The sequence below is a fragment of the Labrys okinawensis genome (assembly GCF_002982075.1).
Lineage (GTDB): Bacteria > Pseudomonadota > Alphaproteobacteria > Rhizobiales > Labraceae > Labrys > Labrys okinawensis_A.
The window spans coordinates 126,219-144,495 of sequence record NZ_PUEJ01000009.1; the positions used below are offsets into that span (position 1 = coordinate 126,219).

An 18,277-nucleotide genomic window follows, 5' to 3' on the forward strand; every position below is an offset into this window, starting at 1 on the left:
CTCCAGAGGAGGGTGAGGTAATGCGCTTGGGAGAAATCTCATGACCGGCCGCGTCATGATCATCGGCCTCGGGCCGGGGCCGGCGAAATGGGTTACGCCGGAAGCCAGTGCGCTGCTGGCCGAGGCGACCGACATCATCGGCTACGGCCCCTATGTCGACCGCGTGCCGCCGAGCCCGGCAAAACGCCACGCCAGCGACAACCGGGTCGAGGTCGACCGCGCCCGCCATGCCCTCGACCTCGCCTCCGGCGGCGCGCGTGTCGCCGTGGTTTCGGGCGGGGACCCCGGCGTCTTCGCCATGGCGGCGGCGGTTTTCGAGGCAGTCGAGGCGGGCGATCCAGCCTGGCGCGATCTCGATATCACGGTGGTTCCCGGCGTCACCGCCGTCCTCGCCGCGGCCGCGCGGCTCGGCGCACCGCTCGGGCATGATTTCTGCGTGATCTCGCTGTCCGACAATCTCAAGCCCTGGTCCATCATCGAGAAGCGGCTGATCGCGGCGGTCGAGGGCGATTTCGTGCTCGCCTTCTACAACCCGGCTTCCAAGGCTCGGCCGGACCAGATCGGCAGGGCCTTCGACGTGCTGCGCCGCCATGCGGGCGAGCGCATCGTGGTGCTTGCCAAGGCCGTGGGTCGGCCGGACGAGGAGATCATCGTGACGAGCCTGTCGGCGGTGAAACCCGAAGAGGTCGACATGCGCACGCTGGTGCTGATCGGCTCCTCCCAGACCCGGTCGATCGAGCGCGGCAAGGCCGAGCCCTGGATCTATTCACCCCGCCGGTGGGACGCGTGAGACCCCAGGGACGATCCCTGCCGCTCGATCCAGGCCAAGGCCTCCGGCGCCGTCGCCACTGTCTCCACCTCGGCGTTCTCCGGCCGGCGCAGCAGGATGACCGGCAGGCCGAGACGGCGCGCGGCGGCGATCTTGCCATAAGTGGCGCTGCCGCCGGAATTCTTGGTGACCAGGATGTCGATGGCCTCTTCGCGCATGAGACGGATTTCGTCTGCCTCCGCGAAGGGACCGCGGGCAAGGATCAGCCTGGCCCGCGGCGGCAGCTCCTCCGGCGGGTCGACCGAGCGGACCAGGTAGAAATGCTGGGGCGCGGCCAGGAAGGCGGGCAGTTCGAGACGGCCGGTGGTCAGGAAGACGCGACGCGGCGTGGTGCCGAGCCTTTGCATCGCGGCCTCGGCGTCCGGCACCTCGCTCCAGCGATCGCCGCTCTCGGCCTGCCAGGCAGGACGCCGCAGGGCCAGCAGCGGCACGCCCATGCGCCGGGCGGCCTCGACGGCATTGGCCGACATCCGTTCGGCGAAGGGATGGGTGGCATCGACGAGTGCGGTGACCGCATGCTGGTCGAGGAAAGCGCAAAGACCCTCGACGCCGCCGAAGCCGCCGATGCGATGGGCGATCGGAGGCGGGGTGGGATTGATCGTCCGCCCGGCAAGGGACACCATGGCCCGAATGTCGGGGCGCGCGGCCAGCAGCTTGGCCAGGGCCGAAGCCTCGCTGGTGCCGCCGAGCAGCAGGACGTGGGGGCGCGAATGGGTACGGGTCACTTAAGCGTCATTCAAGTTGGTTCGACCTTTGTCATCGCCGGGCTTGACCTCATAAGACCTTGTTTGTCGGAGATGAGTGTCGATCTTCAGATCGACATCTTTTTTCGGTGTTTTCAAGAATGTCGATCTGAAGATCGGCACTCCGAGCTACGGCCGCTTCACCCGGCTATGGGTGAACTGCATTAGGATGGGAATGCATTGTCGTCTCTTGAGGGTCGGATGAGCCCTATCAACCACTCGGATCGCTGGCTGTCCATCGTCGGCATCGGCGAAGACGGCATGGCCGGCCTGTCGCCGCTGGCCGCCGCCGTGGTCGGCAGGGCCGAACTGCTGGTCGGGGGCGCCAGACACCTGGCCATGGTGCCGGAAGGAGCGGCCAAAAGGCTCGTCTGGCCGAGTCCGCTGACCGGGGCCATCGACCCGATCAAGGCGGCACGCGGGCGCCGCGTCGTGGTGCTGGCGTCCGGGGATCCGTTTCTGTGGGGTGTCGGCGCCACGCTGGCGCGCTTCATTCCGCCCGCGGAGATGGCCTGCCATCCCGCGCCGTCATCCTTCTCCCTGGCGGCCGCGCGGCTCGGCTGGGCGCAGCAGGATTGCGCCCTGATCTCGCTGCATGGCAGGCCGTTCGAGACGCTGGTGGCGCATATCCAGCCCGATGCCCGCATCCTAGCCCTGACCTGGGACGGCCGCACGGCCGCCAAGGCGGCCGCCCGCCTCACCGAGCTTGGTTTCGGCCCGTCCCGCCTGACCGTGCTGGAGCGCCTGGGCGGAAGCGGCGAGAGGATCCGCTCCGCCCGGGCCGATGCCTTCGATCTCGATGGCATCGATCCGCTCAACGTCCTGGCCATCGAGGTGGTTGCCGGCCACGGTGCCCGGCCGCTGCCGCTCGCCGGCGGCCTGCCCGACGAATTCTTCGAGCATGACGGCCAGCTCACCAAACGGGAGATCCGTGCCGTTACCCTGTCGGCTCTGGCTCCGCTCAGGGGGCAATTGCTCTGGGATATCGGCCTCGGGGCGGGGTCGGTCGCCATCGAATGGCTGCTGCGCCATCCGTCCAATCGTGCCGTCGGCATCGAGGAGAATGCCGACAGGGCGACGCGTGCGCTGGTCAACGCCGTCAATCTCGGCGTACCGCATCTGCGCCTGGTCTCAGGTGCGGCGCCGGCCGCCCTGGCGGGGCTCGAGACCCCCGACGCCGTCTTCATCGGCGGCGGCACGGGCGACGATGGCGTGTTCGAGGCGGCCTGGACGGCCCTGCGCCCCGGCGGGCGCCTCGTCGCCAATGCCGTCACGCTGGAGAGCGAGCAGGCGCTCGCCCGGCGTTTTGCCCAGTATGGCGGCGATCTGATCCGCCTCGGTGTGGAGCGGCTGGTGCCCGTCGGCAGCATGCATGGCTGGCGCCCGGCGATGCCGGTGACGCAATGGAGCGTGGTCAAGCCAGGAAATCCTGGACCATGAAGCCGTTCGTTGCCGCCGGCCTCGGCTGCCGCAAGGGCTGCAGGGCCGAGGAAATCGCAGCGCTCGTCCGGCTGGCCCTGCAGGAGGCAGGCTTCGAGCTTGCCGCTCTTTCGGGGCTGTTCGCGCCGGCCTTCAAGCAGGGCGAGGCGGGGCTGGCTGAGGCGGCTACCAGCCTCGGCGTGCCGCTGGTGCTGATCCCCCAAGCCGCGTTGGAAGCAGCCGAGCCGAGGGTGCTGACCCGCTCGGAGCGCGTGGTCGCGCTGACCGGCCTCGGCAGCGTGGCCGAGACGGCGGCACTCGCCGGCGCCGGCCCGCAATCCATCCTCAAGCGGGCGCGCATCGCCAGTGCGAACGCCACCTGCGCCATTGCCGTCAACGAGGCCTGACATGACCGTTCACTTCATCGGCGCCGGTCCCGGTGCGCCCGACCTCATCACCGTCAGGGGCCGCGATCTCGTGGCCCGCTGTCCGGTCTGCCTCTATGCCGGCTCGCTGGTGCCGCCTGAGATCATCGCGCTGGCGCCCGCGGATGCGCGCGTGGTCGATACCGCGCCGCTGACGCTGGACCTGATCATGGCGGAGATCGAACGGGCGCATGAAAAGGGCCTCGATGTCGCCAGACTGCATTCGGGGGATCTGTCGATCTGGAGCGCGCTGGGCGAGCAGACGCGCCGCCTGCGCGCCCTCGGCATTCCCTACACCATCACCCCGGGCGTGCCCTCCTTTGCTGCGGCGGCTGCCGTACTCGGCAAGGAACTGACCTTGCCGGAAGTGGCGCAATCCGTGGTGCTGACGCGCACCTCGGGCCGGGCCTCGGCCATGCCGGAAAGCGAGACGCTGGAGGCTTTCTCGCAGACAGGCGCGACGCTGGCGGTGCATCTTTCCATCCATGCGCTGGCCCGCGTGGTGGCCGAAACCATGCCGCATTACGGCAGCGCCTGCCCGGTTGCGGTGGTCTTCCGGGCAAGCTGGCCCGATGAGCGCGCCGTCACCGGCACGCTCGGCGATATCGAGGAGAAGATTGCGGCCGAGCCGATGGAGCGCACCGCCTTGATCCTGATCGGGCGTACGCTGGCCACCGAGGATTTTCGCGAGAGCGCGCTCTACGACACCGACTACAAGCGGCGCTATCGCGGCTTCGAGGGGTGACGAGCTGTCCTCAAGCCTTGCCGAACTGGCTTTCCAGGGCACCGACCTGGGCCGGCGTCAGGGTGCGCACCGCCATGCCGCGGGTGACGATGAAGAGGCGGGCGCTTTCCTCCAGCTCCTCCGCCGCATGGACGGCGGCCTCCAGCGTGGTATCGGCGATGACAGGGCCATGATTGGCCAGCAGGATCGCCTTGTGGCGGGGCGCCGCTGCGGCGATGTGGCGCTCCACGGCCGCATCGCCGGGCGCGGTATAGGGTACGACGGCAAGGTGCCCGATGCGCATGACGAAATAGGGCGTGAGCGGCGGCAGGGCATCGGCAGGATCGACATCGTCGAGGCAGGAAATGGCCGTCGCATAGGTCGAATGCAGATGGACCACCGCCCCGGCCTGCGGCCTGGCTGCGAGCATGGCGCGATGGAGGGGGATTTCCTTGGTGGGCTTGTCGCCATCCCGATGCCGCCATTCCGCATCGAGGCGCGATAGCCTGGCCGGGTCGAGCCGTCCCAGGCAGGAATTGGTCGGGGTCACCAGATAGCCGTCGGGCAGGCGCACGCTGATATTGCCGCTCGAGCCCACGGTGAAGCCGCGATCGAACAGGGATTTTGCCAGGAGGCAGAGCTGTTCGCGCAGGCGATCTTCTTCTTGCGGCATCTCACGCCTTTCCGGCCAGCAGGGTCACGGCCTTGGCAAAGAAGTCCGGGGCGCCGAAATTGCCGGATTTGAGTGCCATCGCAACCGGCTTCGTCCCCCGCAGCTGCAAGGCGGGCACGCCCGGATCGATTTCCGGTCCGATGGCGAGGACGGCATTGCCGAGCGTGCCGGCGACGGCACCCGATGTCTCGCCGCCTGCGGCGATGATCCTGGTAAAGCCGCGCTCGATGGCTATGCGGGCGAGTTCGGCGAACAGGCCCTCGATGCGCTCGGCCAGGACCTGCCGGCTATGGCGGGCCTGGGCCGCTGCAACCGCTTCCGGATCGGCCGAGGAATAGAGCATCGGCGCGGCGTTCCTGTGAGTCTCGATGAAATCGATAAGGGCATCGAGCTTGAGGCTGCCATTCATCACGGCATCGGCATCGATGGCCCTGTGCGGATGGTCCTGGGCATAGATGTCGACCTGTCGGCGGGTCGCCTGCGAGCAGCTGCCGGAGAGGATGACGGCCGGGCCCTCGGCGCCGACGAAAGCCGGCGTGGCCCGGTCCGGGGCGATGCCGTAATTGGCCGGCAGGCCCATGGCGATGCCCGAGGCGCCGGTGATGAAGGCGTGGTCGCGAAGACTGGCGCCCAGCGCGATGAGATCGTCATTGCTGGTGGCATCCGCCACGACCAGGCGCTCGCCGCGGCCTGCGGCTTCCGCAAGCGCGCTCCGGATCGACGAGGTTCCGTCCCGCACCACGGCATGCGGCAGATGGCCGACCTTCAGCGGCGTCTGGCGCTGCAGCCAGCGGCGGATATCGGGATCGGTCATCGGGGTGAGGGGATGACGCTCCATGCCCGATTCCGACAGGAGGCGATCATGGACGAAGAGATGGCCCTGGTAGAGCGTGCGGCCCGTGCCGGGAAAGGCGGGACAGACCAGCGCCAGGGGGGCGTCGAGCACGGCGAGAACAGCTTCGGCAACAGGACCGATATTGCCCGAAGGCGTGGAGTCGAAGGTCGAGCAATATTTGAACAGGATCTGGCGGGCACCGTTCGCCTTCAGCCAGGCGGTCGCACCCAGGGAAAGCCGCACCGCCTCGGCCGGGTCGATGGAGCGGGACTTCAGCGCGACCACCACCGCTTCGTCATCGGCCGGGGCAGGGCCGGCGGGAACGCCCAGGGTGAGCGAAGTCCGCATGCCGGCGCGCGCCAGCGTGTTGGCGAGGTCGCTCGCACCGGTGAAATCGTCTCCGAAGGCCCCCAACAGCATGGCGTTTCTTGCTTCCATCGCGCTCTGGTGGCGCCCATCTTGTCGGACAATAGAAAGAGGGGGCGTGGCTGGCAAGGCAGGGCGCGACTCCCGGGCGCGCGACGACCCGTCCCTAGAGCAAAGCGCGTTCAAGCGTGAACGCTTATTTGCTCTAACTCATTGTTCTGACGCGTCTTTGCGATTCTAGGTGACTCCGTCTAATCGCAAAACGCTAGAGGCGTTAAGTTAGAGCGAATGAGGCGCGACAATACCCTCCCCATCGAGGGAAGGGTAAAGAACCAGTGCCTAGCAAAACAACCCTGTGCCTATGGAAAAGTCGTCCGCGCTTCCGGGAGTCTCATTTCCGGCTCGGATCAGCCAGAAATGTCGCGTTTGGACCATTCGATGTTCGCATTCCCGGCATTGTGGATGTCCTTCCTCCTGGTTGCGTCCTCGTCATGTCTTCCCGCGGCTCCCACCTGTTCGGTGCGTTCCTCGCCCTTGCGGCCGGGACGGTGTTTTCGTTCGGCAGCATCACCATTCGTGAGTCGCCGCATCTGGACGCCGTTCAATATCTGATGTGGCGCAGCTTCGGCCTGCTGCCGCTCGTCGTCGGCGTGGCGCTGTTGCAGGGCAAGTCGCCGCTACGCCAGATGATCTCGGGTGGCTGGCTGGGCCTGGGCGGGGCGCTGTGCATGACGGTGATGGCGGATCTCTTCATCTTCGCCATGAAGACGACCACCATAGCCAATGCATTGCTGTTTTCGAGCGCGGCGCCGCTGATCGGCGCCATATTGGCCCGCCTGATCCTGAAGGAGCGCATCCTCGTCGCCACCTGGTGCGGCATTGCGGTCGGAATCGCCGGCCTGCTGATCATGACCTGGGGGGAACTGGGCAGCGGCAATGCCATCGGCAATCTCGCCGCCTTCGGCGTGGGCTTTGCCTACGGCCTCTATTCCATCATTGCCCGGCTTGGGCGGGACAGGGACATGTCGGGTGTGGTGATGGGCTGGGCGGTGCTGACCATCATCACCTGCGGCGCCTTCATGGCGCTGAGGGGCATCACCATCGCCACGCCGATGCTGGAAAACACCTATGCCATGATCCATGGTGCCGTCTTCATCGGCGGCGGCATGTATCTGCTCAATGCGGCGGCCCGGCATGTCGGGGCCGGGCAGCTTACCCTGCTGGCCCAGACCGAGATGATCCTCGGCCCGGTCTGGGTCTATCTCTTCTTCGGCGAGGTGCCGCGCCTGACCACCGTCCTGGGGGGCGCGGTGCTGCTCGTCGGTGTGCTCGTCGCAGCCCTCGGGCGCAGCTTCGCCCGCGAGGAGGAGCCGGAGGTGGCGGCGCGCGCCTCGGTGTGACCGGCAGGACCGTACGGGCTCAGGCCGACTTCAGGCGCCAGCCACCGAGAATGTGCCAGATCACGGCCGAGAGCACGATGGCGCCGCCGATGAGGGCGGCCGGGCCCGGATCCTCGGCGAAGATCAGATAGACCCAAAGCGGCGCCAGCACCACGTCGAGCGTGGAGATCAGGCCGGATTCGGCGGCGGGAATCCGGCGTGCCCCGGCCAGGAACATGAAGAAGGCCAGGGGAATCGAGGTGAACGCGAACAGCGTCAGCACCACCCAGTCCTGCGCCGTGGCGGTGCCGGGCGAGGCGAAGGGCAGGCCCACCAGCGCCGTGAACAGGCAGCAGAACAAATTGACCGGCAGCATTTCCAGCCCCGGCCGGGCCCGCGCCACCACCGCCACGACGGCAAAGGAGGCTGCCATGCCGAGGGCCATGGCGTCGCCGAAGAGGTGGCCGGAGCCGAAGGAGCCGCCCACCATCACGATGACGCCGACGAGTGCGCCGCCGGACGCGATCAGCGTACGCCGGGAGACCCTTTCGCGCATGATCAGCCAGGCGAGGCCCGCCGCCAGGAAGGGCGTGGTGGCATAGATCACCGATACGTTGGCGATGGTGGTGTGGTAGAGCGCGCCGACATAGAACAGCATCGACAGCGAGGCGCAGGCCGCGATGACGAGGCCGAACCAGCCGATCGAGCGGATCGCAGCCAGGCTGTCGGCGCGATGCACATAGACGAGACCGACCGCCATGTAGATCCCGCCGATCGCCGCGCGCAGCGACACGGTCGTCCAGGCATCCACCGTGAGCATGCGGGCGAAGATGCCGCTGATGCTCCAGGCGACGGCGGAGGCGAGGACGAGAAAAACACCGAGCCGATGAACGGAACGGGCGTCGGGCGAGGCGGTGATGGCGGACATCGGAGAACCGGAGGGTGGGAGGACGCAACTCACATGATTTTCAGCGGCACTCCCAACGGGCCGATGAAGGTGTGGTCAACCGCAATCTCCCTGTTTCCGATGCTTCGTTCAAGAGAGGAAAGCTATCTTGAACGACAAGAAGAACTTGATGGCGGCGGCGACACTCAGGCTGTTCTCCCTCTGCCTCGGCATTCTCCGACCGAGCTCCACGCGATTACGACATTGACAACTTCACCTATCCGATGGAGCGGCCGCAATCACTCGGGAGGCCATCCCGGACGCGGCGCAGCACTTCGCGCCGCGCACGGAATGACGCTCACTGGTCTTCGCGGATCATTGGTGGCTCAGCTCGCGCTCATCTTGCTCTCGTAATCGGCCTCGAGCCGGGTGTGCAGGCCCCAGAAGCTCGGCGGCGCGTGTCCGCCGAGGCGGGCGGCGAGAATGTCGAGATGGGTATGCCAGCCGGCGGCGACGCTGATCAGTTCGTCGCGCGTGAGGAGACGGCTATGGGTGATGGTGATATGGGTGCGCCCGAGTTCCGGCTTGAGGTCGATGCGCACCTGGGAGCCGTCCCCCCAGGCATATTCGATCAAAGTCGGCGGTTCGCAGGCGATCACCCGTCCGTGCATCTCGACGGTGCCGTTCAGATGCACATATTTGGGCGGCGGCGGGTCGTCGGGTGAGGAGAGGTCGCCATTGCGGAAGACATGGTTGACCCGTCCGCCGGGCTGCAACTCCATCTCCCCGCCGGCCAGCCATTGCTGGCGCTTGTCGGCTTCGGTCAGGAAGGCCCAGACGCGTTCGATCTGTCCGGAAAGAACGCGTTCGATCCGCACGGTCTCGGTGTCGATGATCACGCCGTAGTCGGACATGGTTCAGCTCCCTAGAGTAAAGCGCGTTCATGAACGCTTGTTTTCTTTGACGCTTTGTTTCCACGCGTCTTTGCGAATCTACGGATTCCGGCAAATCGCGAGACGCTTCAGTCTCAGCTCTCTTGAGGATTGGCGATCGCATCCGCGATCAGCAAGGCATCAAGCGTATCGAGCCGCTGATTCCAGAGTTTTTCGTAGAAGCGCATCCATTCCAGGCCGGCATGCAGGGGGCGCGGGTTCAGCCGGCAGGTGTGGGTGCGTCCTTCTACACGGCGCTCCACCAGGCCGGCCTTCTCCAGTACCTTGATATGCTTGGAGGCGGCGGCCAGCGAGATGGCAAAGGGATGGGCGAGTTCGCCCACCTTGCGGGGCTCGGCGGCGAGGCTGCGCAGCATGGCCCGCCTGGTCGGATCGGCCAGGGCATGAAAGACGGCGTCGAGAGGATCCTGATATTCAACCATGTGGTTGAATATCAGCCTTAGTCGGGCAACTGTCAACCAGATGGTTGACTATGGTATCGAACGCGATTTCGAAATTGCGTCCGATGCTCCCGGTTTGCTGTTGCCCGAATGCCGGTGTCCGCTTTCGGACGAGGTTCCATCTTTCCGTCGCGTTCGGCACCTGCGATGTCGCGCCATGCAAAGGCGTTTCCGGCAAGGCCTTGTCTATTCGCCACCAGCAAGAGGGAGAACTCCATGGCCGCAGCAGCCAAGACGTCCGCAATCAAGACATTTGCAATCGTCGGTACCGGCGTCATCGGTGCCGGCTGGGCGGCCCGGGCGCTCGCGCACGGCCTGGATGTCGTCGCCTACGATCCGGCGCCGGGCGCCGAGGAAAAGCTGCGCGCGGCCATCGACAATGCCTGGCCCGCCCTGGAGAAGCAGGGGCTCGCCGCCGGAGCGGACCGCAAGCGCCTCAGCTATGCCGGCTCGATCGCCGAAGCGGTGGCGGAGGCGGATTTCATCCAGGAGAACGCGCCGGAGCGCGAAGAACTCAAGCAGAACCTGCTGGCCGAGATCGATGCCGCCGCCAAGCCCGGCGCCATCATCGGCTCCTCCACCTCGGGCCTGCTGCCGAGCCGGCTGCAGGCCAAGATGGCCGACCCGGCCCGGCTGGTGGTGGGTCATCCCTTCAATCCGGTCTATCTCCTGCCCTTGGTGGAAGTGCTCGGCGGCGAGAAGACGTCGGCGGAGACGGTCGAGGCCGCCAAGGCTTTCTACACCGCGATCGGCATGCGCCCTTTGCATGTCAGGGTGGAGATCGAAGGCTTCATCGCGGACCGGCTGATGGAGGCGCTCTGGCGCGAGGCGCTCTGGCTGGTCAATGACGGGGTCGCCACCACCGAGGAGGTCGATGCGGCCGTGGTCTATGGCTGCGGCCTGCGCTGGTCGCTGATGGGCACCTTCCTCACTTTCCATCTCGCCGGCGGCGAGGGCGGCATGCGTCACATGCTGCACCAGTTCGGCCCGGCCCTGAAGCTGCCCTGGACCAAGCTGGTCGCTCCGGAACTCACGGAGGAACTGATCGACCGTGTCGCCGATGGCTGCGAGCACCAGGCTGCCGGCCGCTCGATCAAGGCGCTGGAGCGCCGCCGCGACGACTTCCTGATCGAGGTGATGGCGCTGGCCAGGAAGTACTGGCCGGAGGCCGAGGGGCTGGAGGGGCGGATTTGAGTTTCCGGGTGCGCGGACGTCTCGTCCGCTCTTGGAAGCGGAAAGCTGGTTAGCAGTAAGAGCGGACGAGACATCCGCGCACCCGGAGACAGTCATGCACCTTCTCGACGAAACCGTTCGCCCGGAATGGATCGACTATAACGGCCATCTCTATGACGGTTACTACGCGGTGATCTTCGCCAAGGCCGTGGACGAGTTCCTTCCACGCGTCGGCCTGACGCCGGCGGTGCGCGAGACGACGCGCCACACCATCTACACCATGGAGACCCATGTCCGCTTCCTGTGGGAGGTCAAGCTCGGCACGCCCGTCTCGGTGACCTGCCAGGTGTTGGACCTCGACGCCAAGCGCGTCCGCATCTTCCTCAGCATGTACGACAAGGTGCGCAACCTCGTGGTGGCGACCTCCGAGCAGCTCCTGATGTCGATCGACCAGACCGATCAGCCCCATGCGGCGTCCTGGCTGCCGCAGAGCGCGGCGATCCTGGAGGCCCTGCTGAAGGAACATGCCAACCTGCCGACGCCGAAGGATGCCGGGCGCAGCATCGCGATCAAGCGGTAAGCGACGGGACTGCTCTTGAAGTCAAGAGGCGGACGAGACGTCCGCGGTCCCAGCCGCGCTGTTTCCTGCCCGACCTCGGTAAGGTTCGTGCTGGAATCGCCCAGGCTGGGACTGCGGACATCTTGTCCGCCTCTTTCTGTCCTGTGAGCGCGGTGCTCTGCCTCAATCCGGCCAGCCGCCGGGGCTGGTCTCGGCGCCGTCGTCATACTTCGACAGCCACTCCACCGCCGTGTCGCGGAAACGGCTGAGGCCCTTGTAGTCGACCAGTTCGGGCGGCAAGGTCTGCAGCACGCGGTGCAGGCGCCGGCCCCATTTGGGCACGGTCACCAGTTCCTCCAGCTTGATCAGGTAGCAGCGGATCGGGAAGACGATGGCGTTGGAGCGCGGCAGGCGGAAGAAGCTCTGCAGCTCGACGCGCAGATGCAGCTTGTTGCCGATATTCTCCAGCGTCAGCGTGGTGCGGTCCTTGCCCCATTTGTGATAGTTCTCGGGCGAGGTATCGAGCCGCGGATTGACCGTCATCGTCCAGTTCAGCCGCCGCGTGGGCGAGCCCTGGCGCAGGTTCAGCATGAATTTGAGGGCGCGCTCGAACACGCCGAGCTGATGGGCCAGCGGCACCGGGCCATGCCATTCCATGAAGTTCATGCCGATGTCGAAATCGAGCGACCAGTCGGCCTGGGTGGTGACGATGCCGGCATCCATCCACAGATTGCCGTCGCGCTGGTCGAGCAGGCAGAAATCGCCCTGGGCCTGGCGGGTGATATATTCCATCGGCCCATAGGGCAGGGTGGCGATGTCGCCGAAGGTGAAGCGGTCGTTGATATCAAGGGGACGGTTGATCCAGTGCCACTGGTCGCCGTTCCGCTCGAGCGTGAAATGCTCGGGATAGGAGGTCGACATGCTCTCCATCAGCAGTTCCAGCAGGTCCCAGCCCGCCAGCGTCATGTGCGGCAGGGACTGGCAGCGCAGCGGGTCTTCCTTCAGCACCAGCGCCCGGTCGGCCATCTCGGAGGCGTAGTGCTCGTCGACGTCGATCGGATGCTCGAAGACCGAACCCTTCGGGCCTGCCGTATGCGGTTCGATATTGACCGCATACATGTAGGTGTCCTTGTCGAAGGGGAAGGGAAAGCGGCGGATCGCGGTTTCCGAATTGCGGAAGGTGAAGTCGTCGCGGAAGGTTTCCTGGCGGAATTGGATGCCCATGGTGAAGCTCCTGATCGTCGCAAAAAGTCGAACTCATCCGTCATTGCGAGCGCAGCGAAGCAATCCAGTCTTGTGTCGGGGGCACCGCCGGCCCCTGGATTGCTTCGCTGCGCTCGCAATGACGAGCATTACAGATCCAACACCAGCTCCCGGCCCTCGAAGCGCGAGACGCAGGGCATGACCTTGGTGCCGGAGGCCTTGTCGGCTTCCGAGAGGTAATGGTCGTTGTGCAGGAGCGTGCCGTCGCAGGAGAGCACCCGCGTCTCGCATTGGCCGCAGGCGCCCCCGCGGCACAGATAGGGCGCGTCGACGCCGGCAGCCTCGATCGCCTCCAGCATGCTCTGGTGCGGCCCGACCTGGGCCCGCTTGCCCGATTGGGCCAGGGTGATCTCGTAGGGCTTGCCGGAGGCCGGGGCGAGGAATTGCTCGTTGTGCAGGTTCTGCTCGGGCCAGCCTTCATTGCGGGCGGTGTCGAGCACCCATCTGATCATGCCGCCGGGCCCGCAGACATAAAGATGCGTACCGAGGGGCTGGCGGGCGAGCAGGTCGACCAACGGGATCGCCTCGCCCTTGGCGTCGCGATAGATGTGGACCCGGCGGCCATAGCGCTCGGCCAGATGGGCGAGATAGGCGCCGTGCTCGTCCGAGCGCACGGCGTAATGCAGCTCGAAGGGGCGGTCCTCGTCGGAAAGCTGCGCCATCATCGCCATGAAGGGCGTGATGCCGATGCCGCCGGCAAAGAGCAGGTGCTTCTTGGCGCGCTGGTCCGGCGGGAAGAGATTGACCGGATGGCTGATGCGGATGATGTCGCCGGGCCGGACCCTGCCGTGCAGGAAGAGCGAACCGCCGCGGCCATTGTCGTCGCGCCTGACGCTGATGGTGTAGCAGGCCGTGTCGCCCGGGCGGCTCATCAGCGAATAGGGGTTGCGCCTGAGCGTGGCGCCGTCTTCCATCTCCACCACGACATGGGCGCCGCCCGAGAAATTGGGCAGGGGCGAGCCGTCGACGGGCTTGAAATGGAAGCGCTTGATCTCGGGCGTGACCTGGTGGATCTCGCTGACGCGCACCTCGATTTTCGGGGTCTTGTCACTCATGGAAAGGCCTCCTCGGTCGGCGGAACGACGCCGGGCTCTTCGGCGTCGATGCACACGCCCTGGAATGCGGCGATGCGGCGCGAATAATGGTCGCGCACCAGCAGGGTCAGGCCGCAATGGGCACATTTGACCGGCTGCGTGCGCACATGCTCGGTGATGCCCTTGCAATGCACGCATTGCACCCGGCGTTCCTGCGAGCCGCGATGCTCGGTCTGGATGGAGAGATGGTCGACGCCGGCTTCGATCGCAAGTTTCATGGCCTGGCCGATCAGTCCTTCCGTGCCGGCCAGATAGATCTGAGTGCCCATATGGGCGGTCGCCAGCGTCTGGGCCAGGCGCGGCAGGGCGGCGGCGATGCTCGGGCCCTCATAGTACATGTCGGGGCCGAGTGCCCTGAGCGCCTCGCCCAGATTCTTGGGAGCGGCTCCGCCGGGCACATAGATGATGTGGGCCCTGTCGAGGAAGGCGTTGTCGGCCGTCTTGGCCGCGTCGAGGATCGCCTGGCCACCCTCGGCATCCGCCACGAACAGGTGCCGCTTGGCGCCGGGGCGGATGGCAAGCGTGCCATAGACAGGACGGCTCTTGATGCCGGATACGAGCATGGTTCTTGCAAGTCTCCCAAATGGTGGCGGTCCGGCTATACCCTCCCATCGATGGGGAGGGTCGGCCTGAGAGGCCGGGGTGGGGTGGAAAGCGCTACGAGGACTAATGAAGGCGCGATTTCACAAAACGGGTAAATCTCGCGCAACCACCCCACCCCGACGCTACGCGTCGACCCTCCCCATCGAGGGGAGGGTAGCCCGCGTCACGCCGCCGTACGCTTCTTCTTCTCCGGATCGTCGAAGGTAATGGTGTGGGCGATCGCCGGGCATTGCACGTTCTTGCCCTTGACCTCGAGCTTGGTGCCCTGCTTGGCGACGTCGACATCCATGCGGGCGATCGCCATGGAGCGGTTCGTCAGGCGCGAATACATGCCGCAGGTGACCACGCCGACCTTCTTGCCGTTCGCCCACAGTTCGTCGCCGGCGTCGAGGATCTTGTCGGTGTCGGCGAGGACGCCGAAGATCTTGAAGCGCTCCTTGCCCTTCAGGCGATAGTGCTCCTCGGCGCCGCGGAAGCCGGTCTTGCCGGGCGAGACGGTGAAGGTGAGGCCGAGTTCCCACAGCGTGTCGCCGGGGCCCTCGTTTTCGAAGGGATACATCTGCGAATTGTCATAGGGATAGAACAGCAGATAGCTCTCCACCCTGAGCCAGTCGAGCGCGGTGAAGGAGGCGGGCACGATGCCCATGCGCTTGCCTTCCTTCAGAATGATGTCCCAGATCTCAACGGCGTCCTCTGCCTTGCAGAAGATCTCGTAGCCGCGCTCGCCGGTATAGCCGGTGCGCGAGATCATCACCGGCTTGCCGAACAGCGTTGTCTGCATGTGGTGGAAATATTTGAGGTCCTTGATGCCTGGCACGTGCTTGGCAAGGTATTTCACCGCCAGCGGGCCCTGCAGCGACAGGTCCTGCAGATCGTCGTCGAAGAGAACGGCGACGTTCTTGCCGACGGCATCGCGGGCCATGTCCTCGAAGCCGGTGCCGGAGCCATAGACCGTCATCCAGCTGTTGGGGCCGGTGCGATAGAGGATGCAGTCGTCGGTGAACTTGCCGGCGTCGTTGAGCACGCAGGCATAGGCCGACTTGCCGGGCACGATCTTGCGCACGTCGCGCGTGGTCAGGCGCTGCAGCACCTGGTGGGAATGCGGGCCGACCAGATGGGCCTTGCGCAGGCCGGATACGTCCATCAGTGCCGCCTTGGTGCGGATCGCCTCATGCTCGTCGGCGAGGTCCGACTTGGTATAGGTCCAGGCCGTCTCCATCCCGTTCCAGTCTTCCAGGGTGGAGCCGAGGGCTCGGTGACGGGCTGCGAGCGGCGAACGCCGCCAGGACATGACACTCATGGATGTTCCCTTCTATGGTTTGTCATCCCGTGCGCGTCGCAGCATGAAGTGGTGCGTTGCAGACACAGGACCGTTTGGTTGTCGTGATGCCTTCTTCTTGTCGCGGTCCCGCATCTGCGGAGCAGCATTGCTTGCTGCACCGCGTGCGGGATGACCGCGTTACATCCTCACCCTCGTCTTGTCGGGGTCGTAATGGGCAAAGCGTACGACCTTGGCCTTGAGGCGCTTCTGGTGACCGTCGAGCTTGCCGATTTCGAGTTCGGTGCCGATCTCGCTGGAGCCGATATCGACGCGGGCGAGGGCGATGGTCTTGTCGAGGATGGGCGAACGCATGCCCGACGTTATCACGCCGATGCGGGCGCGCCCGGCATAGACATGATCGCCGTGATGGGCGGTCTCGCGGCCCTCGATCTCCAGCCCGACCAGCTTGCGCTGGGGCTCGGCCTTGCGCTTGACCAGGGCCTCCCTGCCGACGAAGTCCCCCTTTTTGGAGACCAGCGGCACGGTGAAGGCGATGCCGGCCTCGAACGGATCGGTCTCGTCGGAAAATTCGTAATGGGCGAAGATCAGCCCCGCCTCGATGCGCAGCATGTCGAGCGCTTCCAGGCCCATGGGCACCACGCCCAGCGGCTTGCCGGCCTTGAAGACGGCATCCCAGAGAGCCTCGCCATCGCGGGGGTGGCAGAAGATCTCGTAGCCGAGTTCGCCGGTATAGCCGGTGCGCGAAACCACCACAGCCGGTCCCTGGGCATGGCCGAGGCGGCCGACGGTGGAGCGGAACACGCCGATCTCGTTGGCAGCCGGCTGGGCCGACGGGGTCCAGATGATCTTGGCGATGAGGTCACGGCTCCTGGGGCCCTGCACGGCTAGATTGTGGAGCTGGTCGGTCGAGGAGCGGATCCAGACCTTGAAGCCCTTCTCCTCGGCGAGCTGGCGCAGATGCACGCCGACATAGGGATCTCCGCAGACGAGGCGGAACTGCTGCGGCCCCAGGCGGAAGACGGTGCCGTCATCCAGCATGCCGCCATGCGGATAGCAGATGGCGGTGTAGACGACCTGGCCGACCGAAAGCTTGGTGATGTCGCGCGTCACGGCATAGTCGAGCAGCGCCTCGGCATCGGGGCCGAGCACCTCGAACTTGCGCAGGGCGGAGAGATCGATCACCGCCACCTTTTCGCGGCAGGCCCAATATTCGGCCACCGCGCCGTCGGCGAGGAAGGAATTGGCAAGCCAATAGCCGCGATATTCGACCATGCGGCGCGAAAGAGGAGCGACCTTCGAATGGAACGCCGTCTCCTTGGTGAAGACCGGAGGGGAATCGGGTGTCATGCGCGTAGCGATCGCCTTGGGGAATTCGTGATGCGCGTCATAGACGCGGACCTGGATGTCGGTGGGATCCCAGCCATTGGCCGGATCGATGTCGTCGGCACAGGAGGAGGCGGCGCAGGTGAGGTCGATCAGGGCTCGCAGGAGCACATAGTCGCCCGGGCGCGACCAGGGCTCGTCGGCGCTGATGGTGCCGTCATGGTTGACCTGGGTGTTGAAGAAGAAATTGATCGCCGGCCAGCCGGGGCGCGGGGCGATGCCGTCCTGCGCCAGCACCTTGTTGAAGTTCTCCGAGCAGGAATCATGGCCCGGATAACCCATGTCGTCGTAATATTTCATGGTGCAGGCGAGGCCGAAAGTGTCGTGCCGCCCGCAGGTATCCTGCACCACCTCCACCGTGGCGCGCATGCGCTGGTCGAAGAATTTCGAAAACAGGCCGGGACCCGGATAGGCGCGGCCCATCAAAGTGCGGGTGGCGGTGGCGTCGAGGCCGCATTCGATGCCCTGCTTGAGCAGTTCGCTGTCGAAGGCGAGGAAATCCGAGCATTGGCGCCCGTCGATGTCCATGATCTGGATGTATTGGCCGGCCTTGACCTCGAAGCGCTCGGCGGTCGCGGCCTTGACGCGGAAGTCCTGGATGGGCGTGGCCAGAGGCGGTGCCGGCTGGCTCCGCGGTGCGCGGTTCGCCGGCTCGTCGCTGCGGGCGATCTCCAGGTGGAAGTCGGTGGCGGGCACCACCGCATCCGCCGTCGAATTGCCGGCCGGCACGATGAGCACGCAGGTCATGTCCCGCTCGGCCGACAGCGACAGGGCCTCACCAGCCGGGGCATCGGGTCCCGAGATCAGAATGCCGCTGGCGCTGGCCAGATCCCGGCCGGCGAGCTGGTGATGGGTGGCGGCGGCATTCTCATTGGCCGCGATCAGCCCGGCCAGCGCTTCGCGCGGAGCGGCTGGATGGCCCGATGGCAGGCTCTCCTGCGCCGCGAAGGCGTAGAGCAGGGCATTCTGGCCACCTTCCAGATCGGTCAAGCGCAGGCGGTCGCCCTTGCCGAGGGCGAAGACCTGGCTCGATCCGCCGGCGACACGAAGCATTTCGGCTTCAGGCATGATGGGGCCTCGTTGCATAGGAGGAGGAGACTTCATAGCAGGCGAAGGCAGCGCTGCCCCTCGCCCATGCCCTTTCCCCGTCAGAACGGGGCGTGCGGGAGGTCGGCGTTTGCGCGAGATAACAACGGCTGCAGAAGAGGTGCGACGAAAAAGTCCCCCTCGTCCCGTCTACGCGGAGAG

The 18,277-nt window shown here is 66.0% G+C and carries 18 protein-coding genes; 7 read left to right on the forward strand and 11 right to left on the reverse strand.

Going from position 1 to position 18,277, the window contains the following annotated elements; genetic code table 11:
• Positions 1–40 precede the first annotated feature (40 nt).
• Positions 41–790: a precorrin-3B C(17)-methyltransferase gene (gene cobJ, locus C5L14_RS22560; protein ID WP_105864330.1), complete on the forward strand. Its 750-nt coding sequence runs from the start codon at positions 41–43 to the stop codon at positions 788–790.
• Here cobJ and C5L14_RS22565 read toward each other — a convergent pair.
• Positions 763–1,554, reverse strand: coding sequence for a cobalt-precorrin-6A reductase (locus C5L14_RS22565; RefSeq protein ID WP_105864331.1), 792 nt, complete (start codon positions 1,552–1,554; stop codon positions 763–765). The two genes, cobJ and C5L14_RS22565, sit on opposite strands and share 28 nt — an antisense overlap.
• A 219-nt stretch (positions 1,555–1,773) precedes the next feature.
• Here C5L14_RS22565 and cbiE point away from each other — a divergent pair, with 219 nt between their 5' ends.
• The 3 genes from cbiE to cobM are packed head-to-tail and all read left to right on the forward strand — an operon-like array spanning position 1,774 to position 4,161.
• Positions 1,774–3,012: a precorrin-6y C5,15-methyltransferase (decarboxylating) subunit CbiE gene (cbiE, locus tag C5L14_RS22570; protein ID WP_105864332.1), complete on the forward strand. Its 1,239-nt coding sequence runs from the start codon at positions 1,774–1,776 to the stop codon at positions 3,010–3,012.
• Complete coding sequence (locus C5L14_RS22575; RefSeq protein WP_105864333.1) at positions 3,009–3,398, forward strand: cobalamin biosynthesis protein; 390 nt, start codon at positions 3,009–3,011, stop codon at positions 3,396–3,398. The genes cbiE and C5L14_RS22575 overlap by 4 nt, the downstream gene beginning before the upstream one ends.
• 1 nt (position 3,399) lies before the next feature.
• The gene (cobM, locus tag C5L14_RS22580) at positions 3,400–4,161 is read left to right on the forward strand and encodes a precorrin-4 C(11)-methyltransferase (protein ID WP_105864334.1); all 762 of its coding nucleotides are present in this window, start codon (positions 3,400–3,402) and stop codon (positions 4,159–4,161) included.
• Between the two features lie 10 nt (positions 4,162–4,171).
• On the opposite strand, the gene C5L14_RS22585 is transcribed toward cobM, so the two are convergent.
• Together C5L14_RS22585 and otnK are read right to left on the reverse strand one after the other, a co-directional pair.
• Positions 4,172–4,813, reverse strand: coding sequence for an aldolase (locus C5L14_RS22585; protein WP_105864335.1), 642 nt, complete (start codon positions 4,811–4,813; stop codon positions 4,172–4,174).
• A 1-nt stretch (position 4,814) separates the two neighbouring features.
• Positions 4,815–6,086, reverse strand: a complete 1,272-nt coding sequence (gene otnK / locus C5L14_RS22590) for a 3-oxo-tetronate kinase (RefSeq protein ID WP_342588430.1) — start codon at positions 6,084–6,086, stop codon at positions 4,815–4,817.
• A gap of 419 nt (positions 6,087–6,505) precedes the next feature.
• Here otnK and C5L14_RS22595 point away from each other — a divergent pair, with 419 nt between their 5' ends.
• Positions 6,506–7,414 carry a DMT family transporter gene (locus C5L14_RS22595; RefSeq protein ID WP_105864337.1) on the forward strand — a complete coding sequence of 303 codons (909 nt, stop codon included), beginning with the start codon at positions 6,506–6,508 and terminating at the stop codon, positions 7,412–7,414.
• Between the two features lie 19 nt (positions 7,415–7,433).
• On the opposite strand, the gene C5L14_RS22600 is transcribed toward C5L14_RS22595, so the two are convergent.
• The 3 genes from C5L14_RS22600 to C5L14_RS22610 form a co-directional block, all read right to left on the reverse strand.
• Entirely contained in the window at positions 7,434–8,321 is an 888-nt protein-coding gene (locus C5L14_RS22600) for a DMT family transporter (RefSeq protein WP_105864338.1), read from the reverse strand.
• 344 nt (positions 8,322–8,665) lie between these two features.
• The gene (locus tag C5L14_RS22605; RefSeq protein ID WP_105864339.1) at positions 8,666–9,193 is read right to left on the reverse strand and encodes an SRPBCC family protein; all 528 of its coding nucleotides are present in this window, start codon (positions 9,191–9,193) and stop codon (positions 8,666–8,668) included.
• A 113-nt stretch (positions 9,194–9,306) separates the two neighbouring features.
• Positions 9,307–9,654 carry an ArsR/SmtB family transcription factor gene (locus tag C5L14_RS22610; RefSeq protein ID WP_105864340.1) on the reverse strand — a complete coding sequence of 116 codons (348 nt, stop codon included), beginning with the start codon at positions 9,652–9,654 and terminating at the stop codon, positions 9,307–9,309.
• A 234-nt stretch (positions 9,655–9,888) separates the two neighbouring features.
• Between C5L14_RS22610 and C5L14_RS22615 the strand changes: the two genes are divergently transcribed.
• Positions 9,889–10,866 (forward strand): L-carnitine dehydrogenase, encoded by a 978-nt coding sequence (locus C5L14_RS22615; protein WP_105864341.1) that lies wholly within the window; start codon positions 9,889–9,891, stop codon positions 10,864–10,866.
• A 94-nt stretch (positions 10,867–10,960) separates the two neighbouring features.
• A complete protein-coding gene (locus tag C5L14_RS22620) occupies positions 10,961–11,425 on the forward strand; it encodes a thioesterase family protein (RefSeq protein WP_105864342.1) in 465 nt (154 codons plus the stop codon).
• A 162-nt stretch (positions 11,426–11,587) separates the two neighbouring features.
• Here C5L14_RS22620 and C5L14_RS22625 read toward each other — a convergent pair whose 3' ends face one another.
• The 5 genes from C5L14_RS22625 to C5L14_RS22645 form a co-directional block, all read right to left on the reverse strand.
• Positions 11,588–12,628 carry a heme-dependent oxidative N-demethylase family protein gene (locus C5L14_RS22625; RefSeq protein WP_105864343.1) on the reverse strand — a complete coding sequence of 347 codons (1,041 nt, stop codon included), beginning with the start codon at positions 12,626–12,628 and terminating at the stop codon, positions 11,588–11,590.
• A gap of 128 nt (positions 12,629–12,756) precedes the next feature.
• Positions 12,757–13,722 carry a PDR/VanB family oxidoreductase gene (locus tag C5L14_RS22630; RefSeq protein WP_105864344.1) on the reverse strand — a complete coding sequence of 322 codons (966 nt, stop codon included), beginning with the start codon at positions 13,720–13,722 and terminating at the stop codon, positions 12,757–12,759.
• Complete coding sequence (locus C5L14_RS22635; protein WP_105864345.1) at positions 13,719–14,324, reverse strand: dimethylamine monooxygenase subunit DmmA family protein; 606 nt, start codon at positions 14,322–14,324, stop codon at positions 13,719–13,721. The genes C5L14_RS22630 and C5L14_RS22635 overlap by 4 nt, the downstream gene beginning before the upstream one ends.
• Before the next feature lie 203 nt (positions 14,325–14,527).
• On the reverse strand, positions 14,528–15,655 hold the full coding sequence (locus tag C5L14_RS22640; protein WP_105864472.1) for an aminomethyltransferase family protein: 1,128 nt from the start codon (positions 15,653–15,655) through the stop codon (positions 14,528–14,530).
• A gap of 168 nt (positions 15,656–15,823) precedes the next feature.
• Complete coding sequence (locus C5L14_RS22645) at positions 15,824–18,097, reverse strand: DUF1989 domain-containing protein (RefSeq protein WP_245443510.1); 2,274 nt, start codon at positions 18,095–18,097, stop codon at positions 15,824–15,826.
• Positions 18,098–18,277: the final 180 nt, after the last annotated feature.